Raw genomic sequence first — 24,110 nt, forward strand, 5'->3', positions numbered from 1 at the left:
ACACCGGCCCAACGCCGCCTGTTATGCGGCTGTCATGTGGAATGCGGCATTCTGGGCAGGGTGAAGAGCACGCCGATGGCCGGCCTGCGACGACGGCCCGCCATCCGCATGCGCATGGCGTTGTCGTACTGGGGACTGTTCGTCGCCTCCGGCGCCGTCCTGCTGATCCTGACGGTCGGGCTGTGGCAGGGCCAGACGACGACCACCGTCCACGTCCCCGGCACGCGGGCCGTCACCACCCACAGCTCCGACCTCGGCAAGCTGCTCACCGTGGCCGGTGTGGCCCTGGCCGTCATGGCGGTGGTCTCGCTGCTGTTCGGCTGGCTGGTGGCGGGCCGTTTCCTGGCGCCCATCCGTGCGATCACCACCACCGCGCGCCGGATCTCCGCCACCAACCTGCACGAACGCCTCAGCCTGCAGGGCCCCGACGACGACCTGAAAGAGCTGGCCGACACGTTCGACGAGTTGCTGGCCAGGCTGGAGCGGTCGTTCGAGTCCGAGCGCCGCTTCGCCGCCAGCGCCTCCCACGAACTGCGCACCCCGATGACCACCATGCGGGTATGGCTGGACGTGGCCATGGCCAAACCCGGCCCGCTGCCCCCGCAGCTCGTCAGCCTCGGCGACCGGATCCGCGACGAACTCGACCATGTCGACGCGCTCCTGGAAAGCCTCCTCATCCTCGCCCGCACCCAGCAAGGCCCGTCCGACGACCGCTCCCGCGTCGCCCTCAGCACCCTCACGGCAGCCGCCCTTCAACGGCACGCCGACACCATCGCGGCTCTTCCGCTCCACGTCGACCACCGCCCCGGCCCGCAGGTCTGGGTCACCGGCAGCGAAACCCTGCTCACCCGCATGATCGGGAACGTCGTCGACAACGCGGTCCGGCACAACACGCCGGGCGGCTGGATCCGCGTCACCACCGAGCAGGCCCGCCTCGTCATCGAGAACACCGGAACCGTCCTCACCCCCGAAGACCTGGGCCAGTTGACCGAGCCCTTCCGCCGCCCGGACGCCGAACGCACCGGTACCGGCCTCGGACTGTCCATCGTCAAGGCGATCGCCGAGGCCCACAACGGCGCCCTCAGCCTGTACGCCCGCCCCGCCGGCGGCCTCCGCCTGGTCATCACCCTGCCCTTCGCCGGGGACGACGCATGAGAATCCTGGTCGTCGAAGACTCAAGGGCGCTGGCCGACGGCATCGCCGAAGGGCTGCGTGACCAGGGCATGGCCGTGGACATCGCCTACGACGGGCGGGAGGCGGCCGCCAAGCTCGACCTCAACCCCTACCAGGTCGTCGTCCTCGACCGCGACCTGCCCGGCCTGCACGGCGACACGCTGTGCCGGATGATCGCCGACAGCGGCAACTCCGCCATGGTGCTCATGCTGACCGCGGCAGGCACCCCGGGCGACCGGGTCACCGGCCTCAGCCTCGGGGCCGACGACTACCTGCCCAAGCCGTTCCACTTCCCCGAACTCGTGCTCAGGATCCGCGCCCTGGCCCGCCGCCAGCCCGCCGCCCGCTCCAGGATCTACCGCGCGGCGGGCATCGAGCTCGACACCCTGCGCCACACCGCCGCCCGCGACGGCCGCCCGCTCAACCTGTCGGCCAGGGAGTTCGCCGTGCTGGAGTCGCTCATGCGCGCGCACCCCGCCGTCCTGTCCGCCGAGGACCTCCTCGAACAGGCCTGGGACGAGCACGCCGACCCCTTCTCCAACGTCGTCCCCGTCACCGTCGGCAGGCTCCGCCGCAAACTCGGCGAACCCCCGGTCATCGGCACCGTCCCCAACGTCGGCTACCGCATCATGGACGACCCGGATCCAGGCGCGACCGGCCTCTGACCGACGTGCCCGCGCCCGGACGATCAAGCGGACCGGCGAAAGGTTCATGGTGGTTTGTCGGCTTCATGATGAGGTCATGGGTCCTTGGTGACCCCGTCTCTGTCTCGCTGACCTGCGCGTCGGCAGAGTCGAAGGCATGAGAAACCTTGTGACGCTGACCTCTGCCGCCGCCGTCCTGGCAGCGAGCCTGGCGCTTCCCGCCCAGGCCGCGACCGCCGCCCCGCAGTGGGCCGCCTGCCCCGCCGGGAAGGGAGTCGACCCGCGTCAGGAATGCGCCACGCTCAAGGTGCCGATGGACTACAGCGACCCCGGCGGGCCGATGATCTCGCTGGCGATCTCCAGGATCAGGACCGCCCAGCCGGGTACGCGCCGCGGAGTGCTGCTGATCATCCCGGGCGGGCCCGGCAGCCCCGGCCTGAACCGGCCCAGCGTCCAGGTGGCGAAGCTGCCGCAGGCGGTGCTCGACCGGTTCGACGTCGTCGGGTTCGACCCGCGCGGCGTGGGCCAGAGCTCGCCGGTCTCGTGCGGGCTTGAGCCTCGTGACCTCGATCTGACCAGGCTGAAGCCGTACCCGGACGCCGACGGCGGCATCGCCGCGAACGCGGCCTGGTCGCGCCGGATCGCCGAGGCGTGCGCGCGCAACGGCGGCCCGCTGATCCGGCACATCAGCACCCGCAACGAGGCCAGGGATATCGACGCCATCCGCCGGGCGCTGGGGGAGAAGAAGCTGTCGTACTGGGGCGTCTCCTACGGCACCTACGCCGGGGCCGTGTACGCCACGATGTTCCCCGAGCGTACCGACCGGGTGATCCTGGACAGCAACGACGATCCGGACCCGCGCAAGGTGGCGCGGCAGTGGCTGGCCAACTACGCGGTCGGCGTGGAGGACCGCTTCCCCGACTTCGCCGCCTGGGCCGCCGCCCGCGACGGCGATTACGGGCTGGGCGCCGACGCCGGGGCGGTCCGGCGTATCTTCCTGGAGCTGGCGGCGCGCCTGGACCGCGAGCCGCTGACCTGGAAGGGCGCCAACCCGCCGCTGCTCACCGGCAACCTGCTGCGCGAGACGATGCTGAACGTGCTCTACTCCGATGCCGGCTTCCCCGTGCTGGCCGGGCTGATGAAGGCCGCGCGCACCGGCGCCGAACTGCCCCCGGCGAACACCCCGCCGGAGGCGGCCATGCAGAACACCGCGGCGCACGCCGGGGCCACGATGTGCAACGACGTCGAGTGGCCGGACTCGATCTCCCGGCACGAGCGGCAGGTCAAGCGCAACCGGGAGGAGTTCCCGCTGACCGCGGGCATGCCGGTCAACCTCGGTCCGTGCGCGTACTGGCCGTACAAGCCGGCCGAGCGGCCGGTGAAGGTCGGCTCGCGCGGGCCCGCCAACGTGATGCTGATCCAGAACCTGCGCGACCCCTCGACCCCGTACAGCGGGGCGCTGAAGATGCGCGAGGCCTTCGGGCAGCGCGCCCGCATGGTCAGCGTCGACTCCGGCGGCCACGGCGTCTACCTGGCCAACGGCAACGCCTGCGGCGACCGGGCGGTCACCGGCTTCCTGACCGGCGGACACCTGCCGCGCCACGACCAGAGCTGCTAAGGCCGCTTCCTGACTCAATCCAGGACTTTTCCTCGCTTATCCACGAGAAAGAGCCGGGTACATCAGCCTGGCGGCGTGTGCCGTACCGGATCGACGGGGGGTGTGGTTGTGAGAGTTGTCGTGGACCTCACGCGCTGTCAGGGGTACGGGCAGTGCGCGTTCATGGCGCCGGACGTGTTCACGATGCACGGCCAGGAGGCGCTCATGTACGACCCCGACCCCGAGGCCGCCCAGCGGGAACGGGTGCTGCAGGCCGCCGCGGCCTGTCCGGTGCAGGCCATCCACATCGACAGGATGGCCACCCAGCACCGGACCAGGGAGCCGGAGCTGAGCTACGCCACCTCGCACGGCGACGACGCGTTCAAGCGCGACGGCCACATCGTCATCGTCGGCGCCTCGCTGGCCGGTGGCCGGGCGGCGGGCGTCCTGCGCCGGGACGGGTTCAAGGGCAGGCTGACGCTGATCGGCGACGAGCTTTACGAGCCTTACGACCGGCCGCCGCTGTCCAAACAGGTGCTGACCGGCACGATCACCGTCGAGCACACCGCGCTGCCCCACCTGCGCGAGATCGAGGTCGAGTTCCTCTCCGGCACGCCCGCCACCGGCCTGGACCTGGCCGCCAAGCAGGTACGGCTGGCCGACGGCAGGCAGATCGACTTCGACAAGGTGCTGATCGCCACCGGTGTGCGGGCCAGGCCGTGGCCGAACGAGCAGGAGGCCGCCCTCGACGGGGTGCACGTGCTGCGTACGCTGGACGACGCGCACCGGATCAGGGAACGGCTGGCCGCGGGCGTCCGGCGGGTGCTGATCATCGGGGCCGGGTTCACCGGATCGGAGGTCGCCTCGGTCTGCCGCGACCTCGACCTGGACGTGACCGTCGTGGAGGCGGGCCCGGCCCCGCTCGCCGGCGCGCTCGGCAAGGTCATCGGCGAGGTCGCCGCCCGCATGCAGCGCGATGCCGGCGTGGACCTGCGCTGCGGGATCAAGGTCGAGGCGCTGGACGGCGACGCCGACGGCCGGGTGCGCGGGGCCAGGCTGTCGGACGGCTCCACGGTCGAGGCCGACCTGGTGGTGGTCGCGCTCGGCGCGGTGCGCAACATCGAATGGCTGGCCGGTTCGGGCCTGGCGGCCGGACCCTGGGGAGTGGCCACCGACGCCGGCTGCCGCGCCGTCGACATCAACGGGCTGGTCACCGATGACGTGTTCGTCGCCGGTGACGTGGCCCGCTTCCCGCACCCGGTGTACCACTACCAGTTCATGGCGCTCGAACACTGGGGCAACGCCGTGGCCCAGGCCGAGATCGCCGCCCACAACATGCTCAGCGACCAGGCGCACCGCTGGCCGCACCTGTCGCTGCCGGTGTTCTGGTCCAACCAGTTCGGCGTCAACATCAAGTCCGTCGGCGTGCCGACCATCGCCGACGAACTCGTCATCGCGCAGGGCTCCGTGGAGGAGCGCCGCTTCGTCGCCGTGTACGGCTACCGCGGCAGGATCACCGCAGCCGTCACCTTCGACCAGGCGATGTGGCTGGACTTCTACCGTGACCTCATCCAGCGGGCGGCGCCGTTCCCGCCCGACTTCCAGATGGTCGGCAGGCCGGACGAACTGCTGGCCGTACCCGCTGAAGGACCCCCGCGACTGACGCCCGCCGAGGGCGCGACCGTGGTGGTGACCGGCCACGACCCGGCCGAGCGGCGCGTCACGCTCGTCCGGCACCAGTAACGACGACCAGACGGGGGCACATCCGTGGAGCCGGCACGCATCTACGACCAGATCCATGAGTTCGACAACAGGGCGGACCCGTACACGCTGTACGCCGAGCTCCGCCAGACGCCCGTGGTGAGGCTGGATGACGGCGCCTACGTCGTCAACACCTACGAGCACATCGTCGCGCTGCTGCACGACCCGCGCGTCAGCTCGGACAGCCGGAACCTGGCCCACCCGCCGGCCACCGAACAGCTGCCGCCCTCGTTCATCCGCGTCGACCCGCCCGAGCACGACCGGCTCAGAGGGCTGACGATGCGCCACTTCGGCCCGCCGCACTCCCCGCTCGTGGTCGAGAGCATGCGCGGCGAACTGCACGAGCTCGTCAAGGACCTGATCGACGGCATCGCCGGCAGGAACCAGGCCGACATCGTCGACGACGTCGCCTACCCGTTCCCCGTCACGGTCATCTGCCGCCTGCTCGGCGTCCCGCGCGAGGACGAGTCCCGCTTCCACGTCTGGGCCGACGAGATCGTCGAAACCCTCGGTCCCGGCGAGGGCAGCGTGGAGGAACGGACCCGCCGCCGCCAGTCAGCCGGGCTCGCGCTGGCGGGCTACCTGGGCGAACTCGCCCAGTCCCGCCGCGAGAACCCGCGCCACGACCTGCTGTCCGGGCTCGTCACCTACCACGGCCCCGAAGGGTCCATGTCGGAGACCGAGGTCATGACGACCGCGGTCCTGCTGTTGATCGCCGGGCACGAGACCACGGTCAACCTGATCACCAACGGCATGCTGACCCTCCTGCGCAACCCCGGCATGCTCGAACGGCTGCGCGAAGAGCCCGACCTGGTCATCGGCGCCGTCGAGGAACTGCTGCGCTTCGAGCCGCCCGTGCACTTCCTGCCCCAGCGCGTGGCCCTCGACGACATCACGGTCGCCGACGTCACCATCCCCAGGGGATCGAGCATCATCCTCGCCCTCGCCTCGGGCAGCCGCGACCCCGCGCACGTGCACGACCCCGACCGCTTCGACCCGGACCGCCCCTACATCCAGCACCTCGGGTTCGGCGGCGGCATCCACAACTGCTTCGGCGCCCCACTGGCGCGCCTGGAAGCCCAGATCGCCCTCCGCCAGCTCGCCAAACGCCTGGTGAACCCCCGCCTGGTGACCGACCCACCCCCATACCGCCCCAGCTCAACCCTGCGCGGGCCACGCCACCTGGTCATCGCCTACGACGACGTCCTGCCGTACCAGGGAGACTGACCTTTCTCACCAGTCGTACTCCCACCTGTAGCTGTACCAGTGGCCCTTCAGGTGGCTGCCGCCGTCATTGGCACCTCTTATCAAGGCTGGGGCTTTTGACGAAGAACGGCTGAGGCCGCTGAGAAGACGACCAGGAACGGTAATCCGGGCGGCTTGTTGATCACGGGGTCGCCCTATCGAGGGGGTGTGGGTCCGGGCGCGGCTGACCTTTTGGATCAGCCGCGCGAACGCGGGGGAGGTCAGGATGGGCGCGGGGCGCGGCGGGACCGGCGTTGGGCGAGTTCTTCCTCGTCCACCAGCGTGAGCATCGGCTTGCCGGGCTCGCACAGCATCGTGACGGTGAAGCGCACCCGGACGTCGTCGCGGTTGTTGCCGTCCTGGTAGTGGATGACGTCGCCGCCCGGCTCCCAGAAGGCCTCGCCGGCGTGTACGACCCGCTCCGGCTCGCCCTCGATCTCCAGCAGCATCTCGCCCTCCAGCACCAGGCCGAACGCGGGTCCTGAGTGGCGGTGCGGCGGCGTCCCGGGGTCGCCGGGCGGGTATTCGATCACTACCGTCATCGCGTGCGCGTCCGGCGGGATGAACGGCGGCTTGGCCTCCTGCAGCATGGTGAGGGCCGACTGCCAGGCGGTCGATCTCGGCTTGGATTCCATCTCGCGGTCACCTTTCCTGCGACTACTTGTTGGTAGCGAGCCAATCGCGGTACGTGATCGTGCCCAGCGTGGCCCCCTCGTCGGGCACCAGCGTCCGCTCGCCGGGCACGCTGCCGAAGTACTGCGCCCGCGGGTCGGTGACCACCTCGCGGGGGTCGTCCCAGGCGTCCAGCGCCTTACGGAAGAACTCGTCCATCTGGTAGCGCGTGGGCCCGGCGACCTCGGTCCGGCCGTTCAGCGGCGCGCCCACCGCGGCCCTGCCCACCGCCTGCGCCACCTCTTCAGCCGCGATGGGCTGGAACTGCACCGGCGCGATCCGTACCTTGCCGTCCTCGGTGGCGGTGTCGGCGATGTTCCGGACGAACTCGAAGAACTGTGTCGCGTGCACCAGCGAGAACGGGATCCCGGACTTCTCGATCAACTGCTCCTGAGCGATCTTCGCAGCGAAGTACCCGTTGTCCGGCATCCGCTCGGTGCCCACCACCGAGAGCGCGACGTGGTGGCCGACGCCGGCCGCCGCCTCGGCCGCCAGCAGGTTCCCGGTGGAGGTCTCGAAGAACTCCATCACCTTGGCGGGCTCGAAGGACGGCGAGTTCGACACGTCGACCACCACCTGCGCGCCCGCCAGCACCTCGGCCAGCCCTTCCCCGGTGAGCGTGTTGACACCGGTGTTCGGCGAGGCCGCCACCGCCTCGTGACCGTGCTCGCCCAGCTTGGTCACGACCTTCGAGCCGATCAGTCCGGTACCACCGATGACCACGACCTTCATCACAAGCCCCCTCGCGTGTACGCCGGGGCACCTCGTGTGTCACCCGGTCGCCAGCTAAGACAGGCAGCCCCCCGGGCTTGTGACAACGTCGCAGAAATTCCTCGCGCGGGACGGCATCACTGGGAGACGCTGGTGGCGCTGCGGCGCGGCCCGGCGTACCGCCAGAGGAAGTTGAGCAGCACGCTGGCGCGGTTGCGGCCGCCCAGCAGGTACGCCAGGTGCACGAAGATCCACACCAGCCAGGCGGGGAGCCCGTGCATGGTCAGCCCGTTGGGGAGTTGCAGCACGGCCTGGGCCTTGCCCACGGTGGCCATGATCCCCGGGTCGTCGTAGGAGAACGGCCGCGCCGGCTCGCCCCGCATGGCCGCGGCGATCTGCCTGCCGACGTGTGCGCCCATCTGGATCGCGGGCTGGGCGAGCTGTGGCTGGGACGTGGGCGGTCCGGAAAGGTCGCCGGCCACGAAGATCTCCGGGTGCTCCGGCACGTTCAGCGCCTCGGTGAGTGAGACCCGGCCGCCGCTGCCCTGCGGCAGGCCCCAGTCGGCGACCTGCGTGGGCGCGGTCACGCCGAGCGCCCACACGGTCAGGTCGCTCGGCAGCCGCGTGCCGTCGTTCAGCACCACGGCGTCCGGCTCCACGGCCGCGACCGTGCATCCCAGTCGCAGCTTCACCCCGCGTTTGCGCAGCGCCGCCGCGGCCGCGTTCCGCAGCCGGGCCTTGTACGGCGAAAGCACGTAGTCGAACCGCTCCACCAGCGTCACGCTGGTCTGTCCCGGCTTGATCTCGGGATGCGTCAACGGCAGGGTACGGCGGCGCAGTTCCGCCAGCGTGCCCGCCATCTCCACCCCGGTCGCGCCCGCCCCCACCACCACGACGTGCGTGCTCTTGCGGCGGCCGAGCGCCGTGTCCTCCAGGAGGCGCCCGAGCCGGTCGCGCAGCGCGGCCGCGTCGCGCAGCGAGTAGATGGGCAGCGCGTTCTCGCGGGCCCCGTCGATGCCGAGCCAGTTGGTGGTCACGCCGGTGGCCAGCACGAGATAGTCGTAGTCCAGGCCGCTGCCGTCCTCGAACTCCACCCGCCGCTCGTCCGGCAGCACCTTGGTCAGGGCGGCCTGACGGGTCCGGACATTTGGCCACTTGGCGGCGAAGGTGCGGATCGGGTAGGTCACGTCGGACGCGCCCAGCCCGGCCGTGGCGACCTGGTAGAGAAGAGGCTGGAAGGTCGAGTACGGGTTGCGATCGACCAGCGTCACCAACGCCCCCGTCTTGGCCAGCGTCTTCGTGGCGCCCAACCCGGCGAACCCGGCCCCCACGACCACGACCCTCGGTCTCTGCGGCATCATCCCGTCCTTTCCCTGGCGATTATGAGCGGCAGCCCGATTGTCGGTGTTGGTCACCCCTCTTGGACAGGGCACAGGGTTGGGTCAGGAGGCCAGGATCCGGGCCTTCTCCGCGGCGAACTCCTCCTCGGTGAGCAGCCCGTCCGCCTTCATCTGGCCGAGCTCCCGAAGCAACCGCATCCGTTCCGCCGGGTCCGTGGAGGGCGCCTGCGGCTGGGCTTGCGCCGCGCGATCCGCTTGGGCTTGGGCGGTGGCGCGGTCCACCATCGACTGCTGCTGGGCGGCGGCCGCCGCCTCCTGCTCCTCCATGCGCCTGGCCTGCCTGCGCTGGATGCCGCCGCTCACCGCGGTCGCCGTACCGGTGATCACCGCGGTACGCGCCATCGCGCCGATGAGACCGGGCCTGCCCACCCGGCGTCGCAGCATCATCGCTCATCCTCCAGAGCCGCGAGGGCGTCCAGGACGACCTGCCGGGGAATGCGCTCCAGTGTCGAGACCCGGCTGCTGGAGGCCCGGAGGGCGGCGCCGAGCTGCGCGGCCCACGTGTTCTCCCAGACGACGACGAGCGCGGCCGTACCGGGATCGAGGGCGTCGCCCAGCAGTCGCAGGTCCTCGTCGTTGAGGAGGTCGAGCTCCTCGTCGGCGAGGCCCGCGTATTCGGCCGCGACGTCGGTGTCGGCGACCTCGGCCGCCGACACGGTCCCGTCGGCCGACTTGCGGACGAAGCTGAGATCGACGACCCGGACGGTGCCCTTGTCCTGGATCTCCCGGATCGCGGACACCACGCCCGGGTCGAAGCGTTCCCCGCCGAACGTGATGACGGCGACATCCACCGGTCCCACCGACTCGGCCTTCATGACCGTGGCCATCAGCCCTCCTCTGCCGACGAATTCTGCGATCGACTCCTCCCCGTATGGCTCTCTTGCGGAACCCGTGCGGGAGGCAAACGTTCGCCATGGAGTCATCGTCTGGGCGGCTTGCGGTAGGTGATCGGCTTCTTCTCCTTCCCCGGGTACGCGATGATCAGCAGGCGCTGGCCCTCCTGGTCGTCCTTCGCCTTGAACCAGTCGTAGTGCACGCGGATCCGGTAGTGACCAGCGCGGCCGTTGAGCGACAGGTCGGGGAACTCGGTACCGCTCAGATCGTCCCTGAGCACGATGTCACCGGTGGGGCTCTCGTAGCCGACCTCGGCGACGTGGTCCCAGCCCTTGGTCTCCACGGGCGGGCGGCGGGTGTAGGTCTCCACGGTCACGCAGATGTCGAAGTCGGGGTCCGTCAGGACCATCAGGCTGCCGGGGAGGGAGGCCACCAGGCCGTCGTCCTGGGCCTCGTCCAGCAGGTCGGCCGGGTCCTGGTCGTCTCCGGTCGGCTCGTAGGTCTCGACGACCCCGTAGTCGGTCATCTGGGGTTCTTTCACGCGGGTCGCGTGGGCCGGTTTGATCAGCGGGCGATGGCGCGGGGTGGCGTCGCACATGCGCTGCGCCGCGGCCTCCCACTCCTGGAACTCCCGGTCCTGCTCGGCGGCGGCTGCCTTGACGACGACCTTCGCACTGGGGCAGATCTCCGCGAGCGGGTAGGCGAGGTGATCGCGCTGCAGCCCGTCCACGGCCTTGAGCCGGGCGACCTCCTGGGGATCGTTGCGGGTGTAGATGTCGCACAACCGGCGGGCGTAGGTGAGGACCCCGGCGTCGGAGGCGGCGGGGCCGAACTTGATCAGGCTCCCCTGCCGGAGGGAGCACACGATGCGCTGGTCGCGGGTGAGTTCCGGCCCTTCGGGCAGGATCCTCCCGCCCGGGTACGGGTTGCATTCCTCGGCCGTGGTGACCGGGCCGCGCGCCTGGTCGGCGGCGGGCACGAAGCCGAGCGCGACCACCGCGGCGAGCCCGGCCAGCAGCACGTGACGGCGGGCGCGCGGAGCGGGCGCGAGCGGGTACAGCGACCGCAGGATCAGCGCGGAGCAGAGCAGGGCAGCGCTGTAGAACAACGGCGAGATGCCGAAGAAGATCTCCTTGCCCGGCCCCGGGGCGAACATCCCCTCCGGGTAGATCTGCGTGCCTTCGTAGCGGAACTCTTCCGACGCCGGCGTCATGCTGGTGAGCGCGCTGACGAGCCCCACGGCCGCGGCGGCGGCGAGCAACACCGACGTCACCTGTACGGCACGGCGGGTCCGGCGCAGGACCGCGAAAAGGATCAGCAGAGCGGGACCGCCCACGCCGACGAAGACGTCCAGGCCGAGCCAGGTCACTGCGTGCCCGCTGTCCTGGCGGATGAACTGCTCGATCGCGCCTCTGGGGCCGATCCAGTGGTACCTGCCCTGCGCGAGGTTGACGGCGGCGGGGACCAGCGGAAGCACGATCGCCACGACGGCCAGCGGCCACAGCCTGGCCGCCGACCGCTCCGGCGCCGGAGAAGGGCCCCGAGGCAAGGGGCCGGCCAGCTCGTGGGCGGTCCTGGCCTCCCACACCAGCCCCAGGACGCCCACGGCGGAGAGCAGCGAATAGATCACCATGATGAACGGGATTTCGTATCCGAAGTACCCGAAGGACACCGACCCGGCGGGCTGGAGAACGGACACCACCTGCGCGACGACCCCGACCCGTACGGTCGCCGCACTCCAGCGGGGGTCCCTGCCCTGGGCGATCAGGATCGACACCGCCCACGCCGGCCAGAGGTAGCCGGACATGCCGCCGAGGTTGAGGAACTGCGTGACGTACTCCAGGAAGAGAGCCTGCGCGATGCTCTGACCGATGCCGAGCACGCCGACGATGACCCCGGTGACCAGCGAGAACAGCCGCAGCCCGAGAGAAGCCGTGTCACGCAGCACCAGGAAGAACAGCCACGTGACGGCCAGCTGCAGGAGGCCGGAGACGATCGCCGACGCGTACCAGACCCAGTAGACCTCCCAGGTGACGATCAGCGGGACACTGGCGATGTCGACCAGGCTGATGCCGACGCTGAGGTAGAGGGCCAGCCGCAGCAGGCCGACCTTCCTGCCCCGCGCCGTCAGCTCGCCGCGGGCCCGTCCGCGCAGCACCTGCCACAGGGCCCACGCCTGGAGTACCCCGATGAGACCCAGGGCGAGCGTCAGCCCCCACGGAATGCCGGACTCGAAGAGCTCGTCGGTGAACGTGTCGCGGGTGACGACTTTCCACAGGAGAACGTTGCCCGGATCGGCCAGCGTGAAGGCGCACAGCACCACGACCAGGGCGAGAAAGCCGAGCGCGAGCAGGGCCGCGATCATGCCGAACCGGTAGCGACGCATGGCCATCCTTGGGGGGCGCATCAGTAAAAGCGCCCCAACCTATCCAGCGGCCATGAAGCGATCAAGGCGTCAGCCGACGCCCACGGTCTGCCGCTCGGGCTCGATGACGCCGACGACGCGCTCTTCCTCCCTGGGGTACGGCTGGCCGATGTACTTCATCGAGATCCGGTCGATGATCTCCCAGGCGGCGTCGCCGTCGAGCCATTCGACGACCCGGCCGCGCACGATGACCGGCTGGAACGGGTTGTCGATGGGCGCCATGGACAGCGCCACCCGAGGGTCGCGGTGCAGGTTGCGGGCCTTGCGGGAGTTCGGGCCGGTGAGGAAGACGATCCGGTCGCCGTGGGTGGCGACCCAGAGCGGGACGGTGTGCGGCGAGCCGTCCGGCAGGACGGTGGCCAGGTGGGCGACGGAGGTGCTGTCGAAGGCGCGGCGTACGTCGGGGTTCAGCATCTTCTGCTCCTGTCAGCGATTTGGGTTCCCTCAAGAGACTCTATGACCATAACAGCTAGAGTTCCTTTAGGGAACTCAAATCGGTAGACTGATGTCATGCAACGCACCAAGTTCGGGGACATGGCCTGCTCCATCGCGCGTACCCTCGACGTGATCGGAGAGCCGTGGTCGCCGCTGATCCTGCGCGACGTCTGGGCGGGCTTCACCCGGTTCGAGCAGCTCCAGGCTGACCTCGGCATCTCGCGCAAGGTGCTGACCGAGCGGCTCAACCACCTGGTCGACCACGGCGTCCTCGAACGCCGCCCCTACGACCAGCGGCCGCGCCACGAATACCACCTGACGGCCAAGGGGATCGAGCTGGTCGACGTGCTCATGGTCATGGCCGGGTGGGGAGACAGGTGGCTGGCGGGCGAGGCCGGGCCGCCGGTGCTCTACCGTCACCACGCCTGCGGCGAGATCAGCCGGGTCGACCTGCGCTGCGCCCACTGCGGCGAGCCGATGCACGCCGGCGACGTGGACCTTCTCCCCGGGCCGGGCGCGGACCGATGAGTCTTGCCCTCGGGACGGGTCTCACTGTCGAGACGATCGGAAGGAGCGGGTCAGGTGGACCTCTACAGCGTCGTGTGCGCGAGTGACCTGGAAGTGTCGCGCAAGTGGTTCGAGGCGTTCTTCGGGCGGCCGGCGGACGAGATCATCGGGGCTGAGCTGCTGTGGCAGGTCGGGGAGAACGCCTGGGTCGTCCTCGACGACCGGCAGGTGCGGGCCGCGCGGGTGGGCGGCACCATGATCACGTTCGGGGTGACCGACCTGGACGACATCCTGGCCCGGCTGGCCGCCCACGGCATCGAGCACGATCCCGTGGAGACCTACAGCAACGGGGTCCGGCACGTGGACGTCCTCGACCCCGACGGCAACAGCCTGTCCCTCGCGCAGGCCCCCGCCGAGTGAACGGCCCCCGGCCTCATCGGAGGCCGGGGGCGTCACGTGTGCGGCTATTCGCGGCCGCCGATCGCCTCGGCCGGGTGCTCCCTGAGGGCCAGCCGGGCCGGGATCGCGGTGGCGGCCAGGGCCAGCGCCGCCACCCCGGCGATCACGCCCAGGTAGCCCAGCGGCGGCACCGACGGCATCAGCGAGCCGGTCATGCCCAGGCTGGCGGCGGACAGCGTGATCGCCGAGATCAGCGTGCCCAGCACCACCGAGACCAGCACGGCGCCGGCCGTCTCCTGGCGAAGCATGCCGAGCACCTGCCGCCGCGTGGTCCCGACCAGGCGCAGGAGCGCCATCTCACGGGAGCGGGCCGAGGTGGACATGGCCAGCGTGTTCACGACCGCGATGGCGCAGAAGGCGATGATCAGGCCCATGGCCACGTAGTTGACGGCCGCGCCGCCGGAGGAGGAGTTTCCGGCGGGGGACAGGAGGGGGCCCGCCTCGGACAGCGCTGCCCGGTCGCCGCCCGCGACCAGGAGGGTGCCGCGCGGGTCGTCCACGTGCTTGGAGACCAGCGCGTGCGGCAGCGTCAGCTCGCCGAAGCCCATGCCGCGCGTGTAGACGGCGGCGACGGTCAGCTCGGCCGGGGTGCCGTCGCCGAGCGTGAGCGCCAGCCGGTCGCCGACCGCGACGCCGAACCAGCCGGCTGCCTTGGTGCTGAGCGCCACCGACTTCTCGCCGAAGCTCGCCATCGAGCCGGCGACCACGCCGAGGTCCATGGTCTGGTCGAGGCCTCGCGGGGTGACGGCCTGCGCGCCGTACCGCTCAAGGTCGACTCTGACGGAGGTGCGCAGCACCTCGGTGACGGCGCGCACGCCGGGCACCTCGCGGGCGGCGGTGGCGGAGGCGCCGGGGCCGAGCACCGTCTCGGCCTTGACCCCCGCGACGGCCTGGTCGTGGGCGGCGGCGCCCAGCGTGGTCTGGACGAACAGGATGGTGCAGGTCATGGCGATCATCAGGCTGAGCGGCGTGATCACCGAGGACATGCGCTTGGTGCCGGCGCGCAGGTTGCGGGCGGCCAGGTAGCCGCCGGCGCCGGGGCCGCGCAGGGGCAGCGCGGTGACGGCGCGGGCGATGAGCGGGGCCAGCAGGGAGACGGCCAGCGTCCAGGCGAGCGCGGTGAGCATGGTGACGGGGCCGGCCGCGGCCTCGGTGTCCAGGGTGGTCAGCAGGATCGTCAGCACGACGCTGCCCGCCAGCACGACCAGCCCGGCGATCAGGCGGCCCACCGGCAGTCCCGGCTTCTCCAGCGCCGCCTCACCCAGCGCCTCGACCGGCCGGATCTTGGAGGTACGGCGGGCCGAGACGCGAGCCGCCGCCCACGCCGCCGCGACGGTGGCCAGCAGAGCCGCCGCCATCGGGAACGGGCTGAGGACCAGGTGCAGATTGTCCGGCATCGCGCCCAGGGCCACGAACCGCCCGCGCAGCCAGAACCCGAGCATGATCCCGGCCCCCGCCCCGAGCACCCCGGCCATGGCGCTGACGGCGAGCGCCTCGCCGCCGAGCATCCGGCGGATCTGCCGGGGGGTGGCCGCGACGGCCCGCAGCAGGGCGAGTTCGCGCTGGCGCTGCTGGATGGAGAGCGCGAACGTGCCGACCACGACCAGGATCGCCACCAGCAGCGAGGTGCCGCCCATCGCGCCGCCCATGCTGATCAGCTTGATGCGGGCGTTGTCGCCGTCGCGGAACTCCACCGCGCCGCGCTCGTCGCCCGTGTAGGCGATCGCGCCCTTGACCGTGACCGGGACCTGAGGGAAGACCCCGATCGCGCTGACCAGGCCGGGCCGCCCGGCCAGCCGGCGGGCCTCGGCGGTGCTGAAGAAGACGGTCCGCTGACTGGGCAGGGCCTGGTGGGTGACGCCGACGACGCGGTAGGTCCGGCCGGAGGCGGTGAAGGACTCGCCGCGGAAGCTCGCGTCCACGACGACCTCGCCCGCCTTCTCCGGCGCGCGGCCGCTCTTCAGCGTGAACGGCGTGAGCGCCGCCGACTCCCAGCCATGGCCGAGCGCGTCCCCGGCAGGGAAGGTGACCTCGGTGACGACCTTCTCCACGCCGGGCGCGGCGGCCAGGCCGGCGGCCAGGTTCTCGGGGATCCAGCGCAGCTCCGACAGCGCCTTGGCCTTGACCTTGGTCTCGCCCTCGCCCTTGTCGACGACGCGGCGCTCGAACTGGTCACCGGCCACGATGACCGGCGCCCCCGCGTAGCGCTCCGGGGCCAGCGCGCCGCGCAGGCCCGTCTCCAGCAGCATGCCGCACGCCGTCACCAGGGCGGCGGCGCAGAACAGGGCGACGAACGCGCCCGCGAACCCGGCCTTGCGGTGCCGGAGGGTCTTCCACGCCAGCGAGATCATCGCTTCCACGCTCCCAGCCTGGTCATGCGCTCGGCCACCTTGTCGGCGGTGGGCGCGGTCATCGAGTCGGCGATCCGGCCGTCGGCCAGGAACAGGACGGTGTCGGCGTAGGAGGCGGCGACCGGGTCGTGGGTGACCATCACCACGGTCTGGCCCAGGGCCGAGACCACCTCGCGCAGCAGCACCAGCACATCGCGGGCGGTCATCGTGTCCAGGGCGCCGGTCGGCTCGTCGCCGAAAACCACCTCGGGGCGCACCACCAGGGCGCGGGCGATGGCCACCCGCTGCTGCTGGCCGCCGGACAACTGGGCCGGCAGGTGACCGGTACGCCCGTCCAGGCCCACCCGGCGCACGATCTCGGCCAGCCACGCGGCGTCGGCCTTCTCACCGGACAGGCGCAGCGGCAACGTGATGTTCTCCAGCACGGTCAGCGAGGAGACCAGGTTGAACGCCTGGAAGACGAAGCCCACCCGGCCCCGGCGCAGCTCGGTCAGGGCGGTCTCGCTCATGCCGGCCAGTTCGGTGCCGCCGAGCCGTACCGAACCCGAGGACGGGACGTCCAGGCCCGCCGCGCAGTGCAGGAACGTGCTCTTGCCCGAGCCCGACGGGCCCATCACCGCGGTGAAGCTGCCGCGCGGGATGCCTGCCGACACCTCGCGCAGGGCAGCCACCGCGTTCTGCCCTTTGCCGTACACCTTGCTCACCGCGTCCAACCGCACCACTTCTGTCATGCCTCCAAGCCTGCTGGCGGGCGTTCCCGCAGGACAGAGACGTGCTCACCGGGCGACCATGACCTCGTCATAAAGCGGACACTGATAGACATGACCCCGTGATTCGCGTACTTCTGGCCGAGGACCAGCACGTCATCAGGGGCGCCCTGGTCGCGTTGCTCGGGCTCGAGGATGACCTGGAGATCGTCGAGGCGGTCGAGTCGGGGGACGCCGCCGTCGCCGCCGCGCTCGTTCACCGGCCGGACGTGGCCGTGCTCGACATCGACATGCCCGGCGCCATCGACGGACTGGACGCCGCCGCCAAGATCTGCGAGAAGCTGCCTTCCTGCCGCACCCTCATGCTCACCGGGTACGGCAAGCCCGGCCACCTGCGCCGTGCCCTGGCCTCCCAGGTCGACGGGTTCCTGCTGAAGACGGCGCCGCCCGAGGAGCTGACCGCCGCCATCCGCACGGTGGCCGGAGGCGGGCGCGTCCTGGACCCCTCGCTGGCCGTGACCGCCTGGGACCTGGCCGACAACCCGCTCACCCAGCGCGAGGTCGACGTGCTGCGCCTGGTCGCCGGTGGGGCGGAGGCCACCGAGGTGGCGTCCCGGCTACACCTGACCGCGGGCACCGTCCGCAACTACCTGACGGCGATCGTGGCCAAGCTCAACGCCCGCAACCGCACCGACGCCGTCCGCATCGCGAGCGAGTCCGGCTGGATCTGACGGGAGCGCCGCCTCCAGGGTGAACCAGCCGTCCTCCCGCGTGGTGGACAGGGTGCCGCCGAGGGCGGCCAGGCGGGTGGTGAGGTTGCCGATCCCGGCCGAGCCCCGGCGGATCGGGCCGTCGTTGACGCCGTCGTTGCGGACGCGGAGCCGTACCTGGTGGCCGTCGGTGGTGGTGGTGACGGTGCAGTGGCGTGCGGTGCTGTGCCGGAGCACGTTCGTGACCGCCTCTCTGAGGACGGTGCTCAGCACGGTCTCGGCGGCGGCCGGCAGCGGCGGGTGGGACAGCTCGACGGCGACCTCGATGCCCGCGGCGGTCAGCACCGCGCGGGCGTTGCCGGCCTCGGCGGGCAGCGCCAGGTCGAGGTGGTCGCCGGAGACCGAGCGCAGGTCGGCCTGGGCGCGTTCGGCCAGTTCGGCGATGTCGCGCAGCTCGCTCTCCGGGTTGCCGAGGCGGCGGGCCAGCTCGCACTTGATGAGGATGGCGGCCAGGCTATGGCCGAGCAGGTCGTGCAGGTCGCGGGCGGCGCGCAGCCGCTCCTCGACGACGGCGGCGCGGGCCAGGGCGTCGCGGGAGTCGCGTGACTCCTTGATGATCTGGGCCAGCTTGATCAGGCCGTAGAGGACCATGGCGGTCACCAGCGTGCTCAGCGTGTAGTTGACCTGCGCCGGGACCGGCAGGCCCAGCAGGTGGCCCGCCACCCCGGCGCTGGCCGCGACGAGCCCGGCCAGCGGCACCGCCACCCTCCAGGAGAACGACAGCAGCACCGGCCCGGCCAGGAACCCCAGCACGCCCAGCCAGCTACGGCCCAGCAACGGCAACGGGAGATAGGTCAGCGCGGTCAGCACCGCCAGCCGGCCCATGTGGCGGCCCTTCACCGAGGTCAGCTGCAGCGCCACGATCGCGGCCAGGAGCGCGGCGGCCGGTGCCAGCAGGTGGGCGGGCGTCTGCATCAGCCCCTTGGCCACGAACCCGAGCACGACGGCGCCGGCCAGCACCATCGACAGCCGGTACGAGTCGTTGTCGGCACGCGGCCTGCCCAGGTCGGGCAGGGTCGCCTCCACGCTCAGCCGGCCCTCGTCGGTCAGCCGGGTGACCAGCCTGCCGCCCGCCTCCTCGACCCGGGCGGGCAGATCGTCCAGGAAGGCGTCGTCGGCGGTGCGCGCGCCGTCGCTGGTCACCCGCAGGGAGACCCGGCCGTTTGCCCAGGCGGTCTCGATCACGCAGAGGCTCGCCGCGGCCTGCCGCAGAACGTCGGTGACCGCCTCACGCAGCACCGCCGCCAGCAGGGCGCCAGCCGGGCCAAGAGGCTCCTCGTGGCCGACGCGTACCTCCGCGGCGATCCCGGCCGAGGACAGCATCGCCCTGGCCGTGGTGATCTCCGGGGCCAGGGACATCGCCCGGTACCCGGCCGCCGCCGCCCTCGCCTCGGCCAGCGAGGCGCGGGCCGTCTCCGCCTGCGGGTCGCCCGCGTGGGCCCCCGCCGCGATCGTGGCCAGCGCCCGGCCCAGGCCCTGGTTCAGCTCGGCGGCGATGCGCAGCCGTTCCTCGGCCGCCGCGGACATCGCCAGCGCCAGTCGGGTCGCGGTGATCTCCTCGACCTGCCGGATCAGCGTCGTGAGCCCGTAGACGACCAGGGAGATCAGCATCGCGCTGATCGCGCCGTCGGCGTTGCCCAGCACCGCCGCGCTGCCCACGACCAGCACCGCGAGCGGGCGCAGCCTGGTCAGCAGCAGCGCGCCGCCGGCGAAGCCGAGGATGCCGACCGAGGTGCCGAACCCCAGCACCGCCGCGTACGAGCTGAGCACGACCACGGCCAGGATCGGCCAGTGCCGCCACCGGACGAACGCCATTTGCGCCACGCAGACCACCACGGCCAGCCAGGAGCCCGCCGCCACGTAGATGCTCGCGAAGCTCGCCAGTGCCGCGATGACCAGAATCCATGCCCGTTTCGCCACCTGGGAAGCTTAGGAGAAACTTCGCGTAACCCCCGCAATCGGGCACAGCGGGGCTGGTGTGGGACGTCGGAAATATCCGTTTTCTTTGCGGTTTTCCGGTCATTTCCGGTTTTGTGGTGAGGGTATGTACGGCTCATGCACTCTGCTGTGAGCGGTGGGCAGTTCACGTTGTCGGCCGGCGGCTTCAGCGCCGTGGTGACCGAGTCCGGGGCCGGGCTCCGCGTCCTGCGCCTGGACGGGCAGGACCTCGTCCTGTCGTACGGCCCGCAGCAGGTCGCCCCGGCCGCGTTCGGGCAACTGCTGATCCCGTGGCCCAACCGGATCGAGCGTGGCCAATACTCCTGGGAGGGGCACGAACTCCAGCTCGACATCTCCGAGCCCCGGTTCGACTGCGCGATCCACGGCCTGGTCCGGTGGCTGCCCTGGAGCCTGGAGAGCCAGACACCCGAGGCGGTGGCGCTGACCTGCAGGCTGCTCGGCAGCCCCGGTTACCCGTTCCGGCTCGCGCTGCGGGCGGAGTATACGCTCGACGCGGGGTCCGGGCTGACCACCCGGGTCACCGCGCTCAACGACGGGGAGACGGCGGCGCCGTACGGCCATGGCGCGCACCCTTACCTGACCGTGGGGGAGCCCATCGACGGCTGCACCGTCCAGGCGCCCGGCCGCCGGCATCTGCCGGTGGACGCGATGATGATCCCGCGCGGCCCGGCCGAGCCCGTCGACGGCACCCCGTTCGATCTGCGCGTCCCGCGTGCCCTCGGCGACCTGCGGATCGACCGCGCGTTCACCGACCTGGAGCGGGACGCCGACGGCCGGGCCTGGGTCCACCTGACCGGGTCCGCCCGCACCACCTCGCTCTGGTCGGACCGCGCCCACCCGTGGCTGGAGCTCTACACCGCCGACTCCGTGCCGGCCGCGGAACGCCGCGGGGGCCTCGGCGCCGAGCCCATGACCTGCCCGCCGAACGCCTTCGCCAGCCGTACGGACCTCGTCGTCCTCCAGCCAGGAGACGTCTTCACCGGCACGTGGGGAATCACCTCGGACTAGCGCTTCACCGGTGCGTGGGGGAGCACCTCGGACTAGCGCTTCACCGGTGCGTGGGGGAGCACCTCGGACTAGCCGCGGTGAGGTTCGGAGCGTGCGTCCGCCATCGCCCGCTCGATGTCCTCCTTGAGGCGGTCGCTGTCGTGGGCCAGGTCCCTGACCACCTGCCCGTCGCAGTGCGACAGCGCCCCGTCGAGCCGGAGCGAGACGTCCTCGCTCGCCACGATCACCAGGCCGCACGTGCAGTCGTCGAGGGTCTCGCCCAGGTCCTTGAGGTCGGCGCGGCTCATGCCCGCCACCACGTGCCCGGTGATCGCCCCGATGAGCGCCCCGCCGACCGCCCCGGCCAGCAGCCCGCCGCCCAGCGTGACGGCGGGGAACACCGCGGCTATGGCGCCGACCGCGAGGCCGATGAGCAGCCCCGCGCCGCCCGCGTGCACGACCGGCTGCTCGTGCCTGCGCACGATGCGCACCCTGCCGTCCTCGTCCTTGGCGAGCACGGCGGCGTCGTAGCTGTCGGCGATGTTCCATTCGGAGTAGAGCTCCTTGGCCGCCGCGTAGTCGGCCACGGCGTCGCTCTCGTCCTGGTACGTGGCCGCGATGACCGTCAGCTGGGAAACCGGCATGTCCTGCCCGTACCCACCCGAGTATCCACAGAAGGTCAAATACCGGATGGCCTTCCCCTAGATCGCCTTTGCCGGTGGACGGGAACGCCCGTCCATGTGGCGCGCGAACCCTCGGACGGCGAAGTCGAGCGGGCGATGCAACTGCTGCCGCGGCTCGGCCAGGAGATGTTCACCGCGGGCTCGGAGACCCGGGCGATCATCACCGCGCTCACCGCCGTCGCCGGGCGGCTGGGGCTGCGCGGCCTGGTCGTCGACCCGGTCGGCCGGTCCCTGTACCTGATGTACCGGCAGAACCACAAGCCGCCCTACACCGTCCTGCGGGTGAACCCGGTGACCCACGACCGGGACCTGTCGAAGCTGTGCGTCGTCTACCGGCTGGTCGAGGACCTGGTACGCGGGCGGATCGACCCGGTCGACGGGCTCAAGGAGCTGGAGCGGCGGATGAAGGCCCGCTTCCGCATCCCGTACTGGGCCCGGCTGCTCGGCGGGATGTTCCTGGCCATGGCCGTCTACCTGCAGGCGGACGGGCCCGCCTCCGGGCTGCTCGTGGCCGCCGCGATGCGGTTCCTGGTCGACCAGGGCGGCAGGCTGCTGTCGCGGACCAACCTGCAGGCCTTCTACGCCGTCGTCGGCCAGGCGATGATCATCGCGGGGACCGGCGCCGCGGTCTTCCGGCTCGGGGCCTCGCCCGCGACGGTGACGGCGGCGGTGGCGGCCAACCTGGTTCTGCTGCTGCCCGTGCTCGCGGTGGTCTCGCTCACCGAGGACACCGTGTTCGGCTACCCGCTCACCGCCGCGTACCGTGCGGTGATCGTGATCAGGACGCTGTTCGCGCTGCTCGCCGGGATCGCCATCGTCAACTCCTTCGGCGCCGCCGCCCAGACGTTGGAACACGGGCTGGTCGAGGTGGAGTTCGCGCCGCTCCCGCCCGCGCTGATGCTGCTGGCTGCGGCGGTCGGGGCGGCGGGGAACGTCGTGCTCGCCGGTGGCGGGGCCGGGCTGCTGCCGGTCGCGATCGGCGCGGGGATGCTGGCCGGGGCGGTGAAGCGGATCTGCCTGGACCAGCTGGCCATGACCACGCCGATGGCGGTGCTGATGGCGGCCGTCGCGCTCGGCTTCGCCGCCACGTGGATCGGCGGCAGACGCCGACTGCCGGCCACCGCGGTGATCATCCCGGGGATCTCGGCGGCGCTGCTGCCGGGCTCCGCGGTCGCCACGGCCATCCTGCGCCTCGGGCACGAGGGCGGCACGCTCGCCGCCCTGCAGGAGGTGCTGGTCACCACGGCGGCGATCGGCGTCGGCGTCGTGCTCGGCACCACGGCGGGCGGCCGCTCCGCCACCTGACCTACGAGCCGCGGCCTCCCGGTCATCAGGGCCGCGACGGCATTTACGGCCGCAACCACCCGGGCATTTACGGCCGCAGCCACCTCGTGGTCAGGGCATCTTCGGCCGCAGCCACTCGGTGATCAGGGCGGCTATGGTCTCGGGCCGCTCGGTCACCATGGTGTGGCCGGCCTCCAGCTCCTTGACCTGGATGTGTTCCGGCAGGCCGGCGAGGTCGCGGCGGACACCACGGCGGAACGCCGCCATCAGCTCCCCGCCCTGCGTCCCGGACGGGTCCTGGGTCGGGATGACGATCAGGGCGGGGCAGGTCACCTCGCGCAGCAAAGGGACGATGTCGCGGAACTCCGGGGTGTACCGCACCGCTTCGAGCAGGTCGGCGCCGGGCCGGGCGTAGACCTCGCCGTCCCTTTCCACCCGGGCGCGGGCGGGGAACATGGGCTGGAGCTCGACGGGCAGCGGCCGTCCCATGCTCGCGGACTGCGCGTCGAACGTGGCCTTGAGCTGGACCAGCGCCTCGTCCCGCGCCGCGGGGTCCATGCCCGGGTAGTTGCCGGGGTCGTTCTCCGCCGACCGCAGCCCGTCGAGGTTGACGATCCCGGGGCACTCGGGATGACGTCTGGCCCACAGGACGGCGAGCATCCCGCCCAGCGAGTGGCCGACGATCGCCGGGTTGCCGAGGTCGAGGTGCTTCACCACGGCTTCGAGGTCGTCCAGCACGCTGTCCCACTCCCACGGGCCGTCGCCGGACAGTCCGTGACCCCGCAGGTCCAGGGCCACGGGCCGGTAGCCGGGGCCGAGGTCCAGCGTGTCCCAGGCTTCGAGGGTGCCGCCGAGGCCGTGAAGCAGGAGGACGGGCCGGCCGTTCCCGCCGTGGTCGCGCAGGACGAGCGGGATGACGTGGTCAGTAATGGTGACGTCGTGCGGCATGACGCTCCTGCGGTTGGTTGAGGCGTTCGCGGATCGACTTCGTGGTGACCCCGCCGTCGGGGTGGCGGTCGAGCTTGGCGCGTTTGACGAGGTCGTGGACTCCCTGCCGGGTGATGCCGAGCATGGCTCCGGCGGTCGCGAACGGCACCGCCTCCTTGCCCGGATGGCCCGCCCGCCTGGCCACGACCCGGCCGAAGGCGGTGGCCCACCACTCGTCGGCCGGGTCGAACGGGCCGTCGGAGGGGAAGACGGCGGCGATCAGCCGTGCTGCCGTGCGTACGGCGAGGCCCTCGTCCGGGCCCATCAGCTGGGCGGCCCAGACCTCGGCCTCGATCTTCAGCCGTTCCCTGACCGGGTCCACCTGGTCGGACGAGCCGAACAGGATCTCCAGGGGGTCGGTGATGCGCCGTTCGATCAGCCCGAACAGCTCGCCGGCCAGTTCCACATGCTCGCGCGTACTCACTTGACGAAAGATAGCAAGTACTTGCTCTCTCATGTCAAGTAGTCGAGATCGGCACGTTCGTACAAGTACTGCGTAGATCCTCAAGGCATCCTGGA

The 24,110-nt window shown here is 71.4% G+C and carries 23 protein-coding genes; 10 read left to right on the forward strand and 13 right to left on the reverse strand.

From position 1 onward, the window contains the following. Positions 1-60 precede the first annotated feature (60 nt). The 5 genes from HNR40_RS36980 (at position 61) to HNR40_RS37000 (ending at position 6,402) form a co-directional block, all read left to right on the forward strand. The gene (locus tag HNR40_RS36980) at positions 61-1,155 is read left to right on the forward strand and encodes a sensor histidine kinase (RefSeq protein ID WP_312896659.1); all 1,095 of its coding nucleotides are present in this window, start codon (positions 61-63) and stop codon (positions 1,153-1,155) included. Continuing rightward, positions 1,152-1,838 carry a response regulator transcription factor gene (locus HNR40_RS36985; protein WP_184969838.1) on the forward strand — a complete coding sequence of 229 codons (687 nt, stop codon included), beginning with the start codon at positions 1,152-1,154 and terminating at the stop codon, positions 1,836-1,838. The genes HNR40_RS36980 and HNR40_RS36985 overlap by 4 nt, the downstream gene beginning before the upstream one ends. A gap of 136 nt (positions 1,839-1,974) precedes the next feature. Then, the gene (locus tag HNR40_RS36990) at positions 1,975-3,435 is read left to right on the forward strand and encodes an alpha/beta hydrolase (RefSeq protein WP_184969840.1); all 1,461 of its coding nucleotides are present in this window, start codon (positions 1,975-1,977) and stop codon (positions 3,433-3,435) included. Between the two features lie 108 nt (positions 3,436-3,543). Next, a complete protein-coding gene (locus tag HNR40_RS36995) occupies positions 3,544-5,157 on the forward strand; it encodes an FAD-dependent oxidoreductase (protein WP_184969842.1) in 1,614 nt (537 codons plus the stop codon). 24 nt (positions 5,158-5,181) lie between these two features. Continuing rightward, positions 5,182-6,402 (forward strand): cytochrome P450, encoded by a 1,221-nt coding sequence (locus HNR40_RS37000; protein ID WP_184969845.1) that lies wholly within the window; start codon positions 5,182-5,184, stop codon positions 6,400-6,402. 239 nt (positions 6,403-6,641) lie between these two features. Here the strand turns inward: HNR40_RS37000 and HNR40_RS37005 are convergent, their stop codons facing one another. The 7 genes from HNR40_RS37005 to HNR40_RS37035 form a co-directional block, all read right to left on the reverse strand. Beyond that, the gene (locus HNR40_RS37005; RefSeq protein WP_184969846.1) at positions 6,642-7,055 is read right to left on the reverse strand and encodes a cupin domain-containing protein; all 414 of its coding nucleotides are present in this window, start codon (positions 7,053-7,055) and stop codon (positions 6,642-6,644) included. Between the two features lie 22 nt (positions 7,056-7,077). Continuing rightward, positions 7,078-7,824 (reverse strand): SDR family oxidoreductase, encoded by a 747-nt coding sequence (locus HNR40_RS37010; RefSeq protein WP_184969848.1) that lies wholly within the window; start codon positions 7,822-7,824, stop codon positions 7,078-7,080. Positions 7,825-7,940: 116 nt separating this feature from the next. Next, positions 7,941-9,164: an NAD(P)/FAD-dependent oxidoreductase gene (locus tag HNR40_RS37015; RefSeq protein WP_184969850.1), complete on the reverse strand. Its 1,224-nt coding sequence runs from the start codon at positions 9,162-9,164 to the stop codon at positions 7,941-7,943. An 81-nt stretch (positions 9,165-9,245) separates the two neighbouring features. After that, positions 9,246-9,590 (reverse strand): SHOCT domain-containing protein, encoded by a 345-nt coding sequence (locus HNR40_RS37020; protein WP_221341301.1) that lies wholly within the window; start codon positions 9,588-9,590, stop codon positions 9,246-9,248. Continuing rightward, a complete protein-coding gene (locus tag HNR40_RS37025) occupies positions 9,587-10,030 on the reverse strand; it encodes a DUF6325 family protein (RefSeq protein WP_221341302.1) in 444 nt (147 codons plus the stop codon). The genes HNR40_RS37020 and HNR40_RS37025 overlap by 4 nt, the downstream gene beginning before the upstream one ends. Before the next feature lie 92 nt (positions 10,031-10,122). After that, on the reverse strand, positions 10,123-12,423 hold the full coding sequence (locus HNR40_RS37030) for a hypothetical protein (RefSeq protein WP_184969852.1): 2,301 nt from the start codon (positions 12,421-12,423) through the stop codon (positions 10,123-10,125). A 69-nt stretch (positions 12,424-12,492) separates the two neighbouring features. Next, entirely contained in the window at positions 12,493-12,876 is a 384-nt protein-coding gene (locus HNR40_RS37035) for a TIGR03618 family F420-dependent PPOX class oxidoreductase (protein ID WP_184969853.1), read from the reverse strand. A 96-nt stretch (positions 12,877-12,972) separates the two neighbouring features. On the opposite strand from HNR40_RS37035, the gene HNR40_RS37040 reads away from it, so the two are divergent. Together HNR40_RS37040 and HNR40_RS37045 are read left to right on the forward strand one after the other, a co-directional pair. Continuing rightward, positions 12,973-13,425: a winged helix-turn-helix transcriptional regulator gene (locus HNR40_RS37040; RefSeq protein ID WP_184969855.1), complete on the forward strand. Its 453-nt coding sequence runs from the start codon at positions 12,973-12,975 to the stop codon at positions 13,423-13,425. A gap of 54 nt (positions 13,426-13,479) precedes the next feature. After that, a complete protein-coding gene (locus tag HNR40_RS37045) occupies positions 13,480-13,824 on the forward strand; it encodes a VOC family protein (protein WP_184969857.1) in 345 nt (114 codons plus the stop codon). Between the two features lie 44 nt (positions 13,825-13,868). On the opposite strand, the gene HNR40_RS37050 is transcribed toward HNR40_RS37045, so the two are convergent. Further along, positions 13,869-16,214, reverse strand: coding sequence for an ABC transporter permease (locus tag HNR40_RS37050; RefSeq protein ID WP_184970296.1), 2,346 nt, complete (start codon positions 16,212-16,214; stop codon positions 13,869-13,871). Further along, entirely contained in the window at positions 16,211-16,945 is a 735-nt protein-coding gene (locus HNR40_RS37055; protein ID WP_184969859.1) for an ABC transporter ATP-binding protein, read from the reverse strand. The genes HNR40_RS37050 and HNR40_RS37055 overlap by 4 nt, the downstream gene beginning before the upstream one ends. A gap of 98 nt (positions 16,946-17,043) precedes the next feature. On the opposite strand from HNR40_RS37055, the gene HNR40_RS37060 reads away from it, so the two are divergent. Further along, a complete protein-coding gene (locus HNR40_RS37060) occupies positions 17,044-17,652 on the forward strand; it encodes a response regulator transcription factor (protein ID WP_184969861.1) in 609 nt (202 codons plus the stop codon). Here the strand turns inward: HNR40_RS37060 and HNR40_RS57510 are convergent. Beyond that, entirely contained in the window at positions 17,539-19,611 is a 2,073-nt protein-coding gene (locus HNR40_RS57510) for a sensor histidine kinase (protein WP_221341303.1), read from the reverse strand. The genes HNR40_RS37060 and HNR40_RS57510 overlap by 114 nt on opposite strands. A 135-nt stretch (positions 19,612-19,746) precedes the next feature. On the opposite strand from HNR40_RS57510, the gene HNR40_RS37070 reads away from it, so the two are divergent. Continuing rightward, positions 19,747-20,658, forward strand: a complete 912-nt coding sequence (locus HNR40_RS37070) for an aldose 1-epimerase family protein (RefSeq protein ID WP_184969863.1) — start codon at positions 19,747-19,749, stop codon at positions 20,656-20,658. A gap of 68 nt (positions 20,659-20,726) precedes the next feature. Here HNR40_RS37070 and HNR40_RS37075 read toward each other — a convergent pair whose 3' ends face one another. Continuing rightward, positions 20,727-21,281: a DUF1269 domain-containing protein gene (locus tag HNR40_RS37075; protein ID WP_184969865.1), complete on the reverse strand. Its 555-nt coding sequence runs from the start codon at positions 21,279-21,281 to the stop codon at positions 20,727-20,729. 96 nt (positions 21,282-21,377) lie between these two features. Here HNR40_RS37075 and HNR40_RS37080 point away from each other — a divergent pair, with 96 nt between their 5' ends. Continuing rightward, positions 21,378-22,625: a threonine/serine exporter family protein gene (locus HNR40_RS37080; RefSeq protein WP_184969867.1), complete on the forward strand. Its 1,248-nt coding sequence runs from the start codon at positions 21,378-21,380 to the stop codon at positions 22,623-22,625. A gap of 90 nt (positions 22,626-22,715) precedes the next feature. Here the strand turns inward: HNR40_RS37080 and HNR40_RS37085 are convergent, their stop codons facing one another. Both HNR40_RS37085 and HNR40_RS37090 read right to left on the reverse strand, forming a co-directional pair. Continuing rightward, positions 22,716-23,552 carry an alpha/beta fold hydrolase gene (locus HNR40_RS37085; RefSeq protein ID WP_184969869.1) on the reverse strand — a complete coding sequence of 279 codons (837 nt, stop codon included), beginning with the start codon at positions 23,550-23,552 and terminating at the stop codon, positions 22,716-22,718. Then, positions 23,527-24,015 (reverse strand): hypothetical protein, encoded by a 489-nt coding sequence (locus HNR40_RS37090; RefSeq protein WP_312896660.1) that lies wholly within the window; start codon positions 24,013-24,015, stop codon positions 23,527-23,529. Before HNR40_RS37090 ends, HNR40_RS37085 begins: the two co-directional genes overlap by 26 nt. Positions 24,016-24,110: the final 95 nt, after the last annotated feature.

The organism is Nonomuraea endophytica, assembly GCF_014203235.1.
Classification (GTDB): Bacteria; Actinomycetota; Actinomycetes; order Streptosporangiales; family Streptosporangiaceae; genus Nonomuraea; species Nonomuraea endophytica.

Bases quoted from the DNA above. Each gene is read 5' to 3' on its own strand.
- HNR40_RS36985 (WP_184969838.1), top strand. From the start codon at position 1,152: ATGAGAATCCTGGTCGTCGAAGACTCAAGGGCGCTGGCCGACGGCATC.
- HNR40_RS36990 (WP_184969840.1), top strand. From the start codon at position 1,975: ATGAGAAACCTTGTGACGCTGACCTCTGCCGCCGCCGTCCTGGCAGCG.
- HNR40_RS37005 (WP_184969846.1), bottom strand. From the start codon at position 7,055: ATGGAATCCAAGCCGAGATCGACCGCCTGGCAGTCGGCCCTCACCATG.
- HNR40_RS37010 (WP_184969848.1), bottom strand. From the start codon at position 7,824: ATGAAGGTCGTGGTCATCGGTGGTACCGGACTGATCGGCTCGAAGGTC.
- HNR40_RS37015 (WP_184969850.1), bottom strand. From the start codon at position 9,164: ATGATGCCGCAGAGACCGAGGGTCGTGGTCGTGGGGGCCGGGTTCGCC.
- HNR40_RS37020 (WP_221341301.1), bottom strand. From the start codon at position 9,590: ATGATGCTGCGACGCCGGGTGGGCAGGCCCGGTCTCATCGGCGCGATG.
- HNR40_RS37025 (WP_221341302.1), bottom strand. From the start codon at position 10,030: ATGGCCACGGTCATGAAGGCCGAGTCGGTGGGACCGGTGGATGTCGCC.
- HNR40_RS37030 (WP_184969852.1), bottom strand. From the start codon at position 12,423: ATGCGTCGCTACCGGTTCGGCATGATCGCGGCCCTGCTCGCGCTCGGC.
- HNR40_RS37035 (WP_184969853.1), bottom strand. From the start codon at position 12,876: ATGCTGAACCCCGACGTACGCCGCGCCTTCGACAGCACCTCCGTCGCC.
- HNR40_RS37040 (WP_184969855.1), top strand. From the start codon at position 12,973: ATGCAACGCACCAAGTTCGGGGACATGGCCTGCTCCATCGCGCGTACC.
- HNR40_RS37050 (WP_184970296.1), bottom strand. From the start codon at position 16,214: ATGATCTCGCTGGCGTGGAAGACCCTCCGGCACCGCAAGGCCGGGTTC.
- HNR40_RS37055 (WP_184969859.1), bottom strand. From the start codon at position 16,945: ATGACAGAAGTGGTGCGGTTGGACGCGGTGAGCAAGGTGTACGGCAAA.
- HNR40_RS37070 (WP_184969863.1), top strand. From the start codon at position 19,747: ATGCACTCTGCTGTGAGCGGTGGGCAGTTCACGTTGTCGGCCGGCGGC.
- HNR40_RS37075 (WP_184969865.1), bottom strand. From the start codon at position 21,281: ATGCCGGTTTCCCAGCTGACGGTCATCGCGGCCACGTACCAGGACGAG.
- HNR40_RS37085 (WP_184969869.1), bottom strand. From the start codon at position 23,552: ATGCCGCACGACGTCACCATTACTGACCACGTCATCCCGCTCGTCCTG.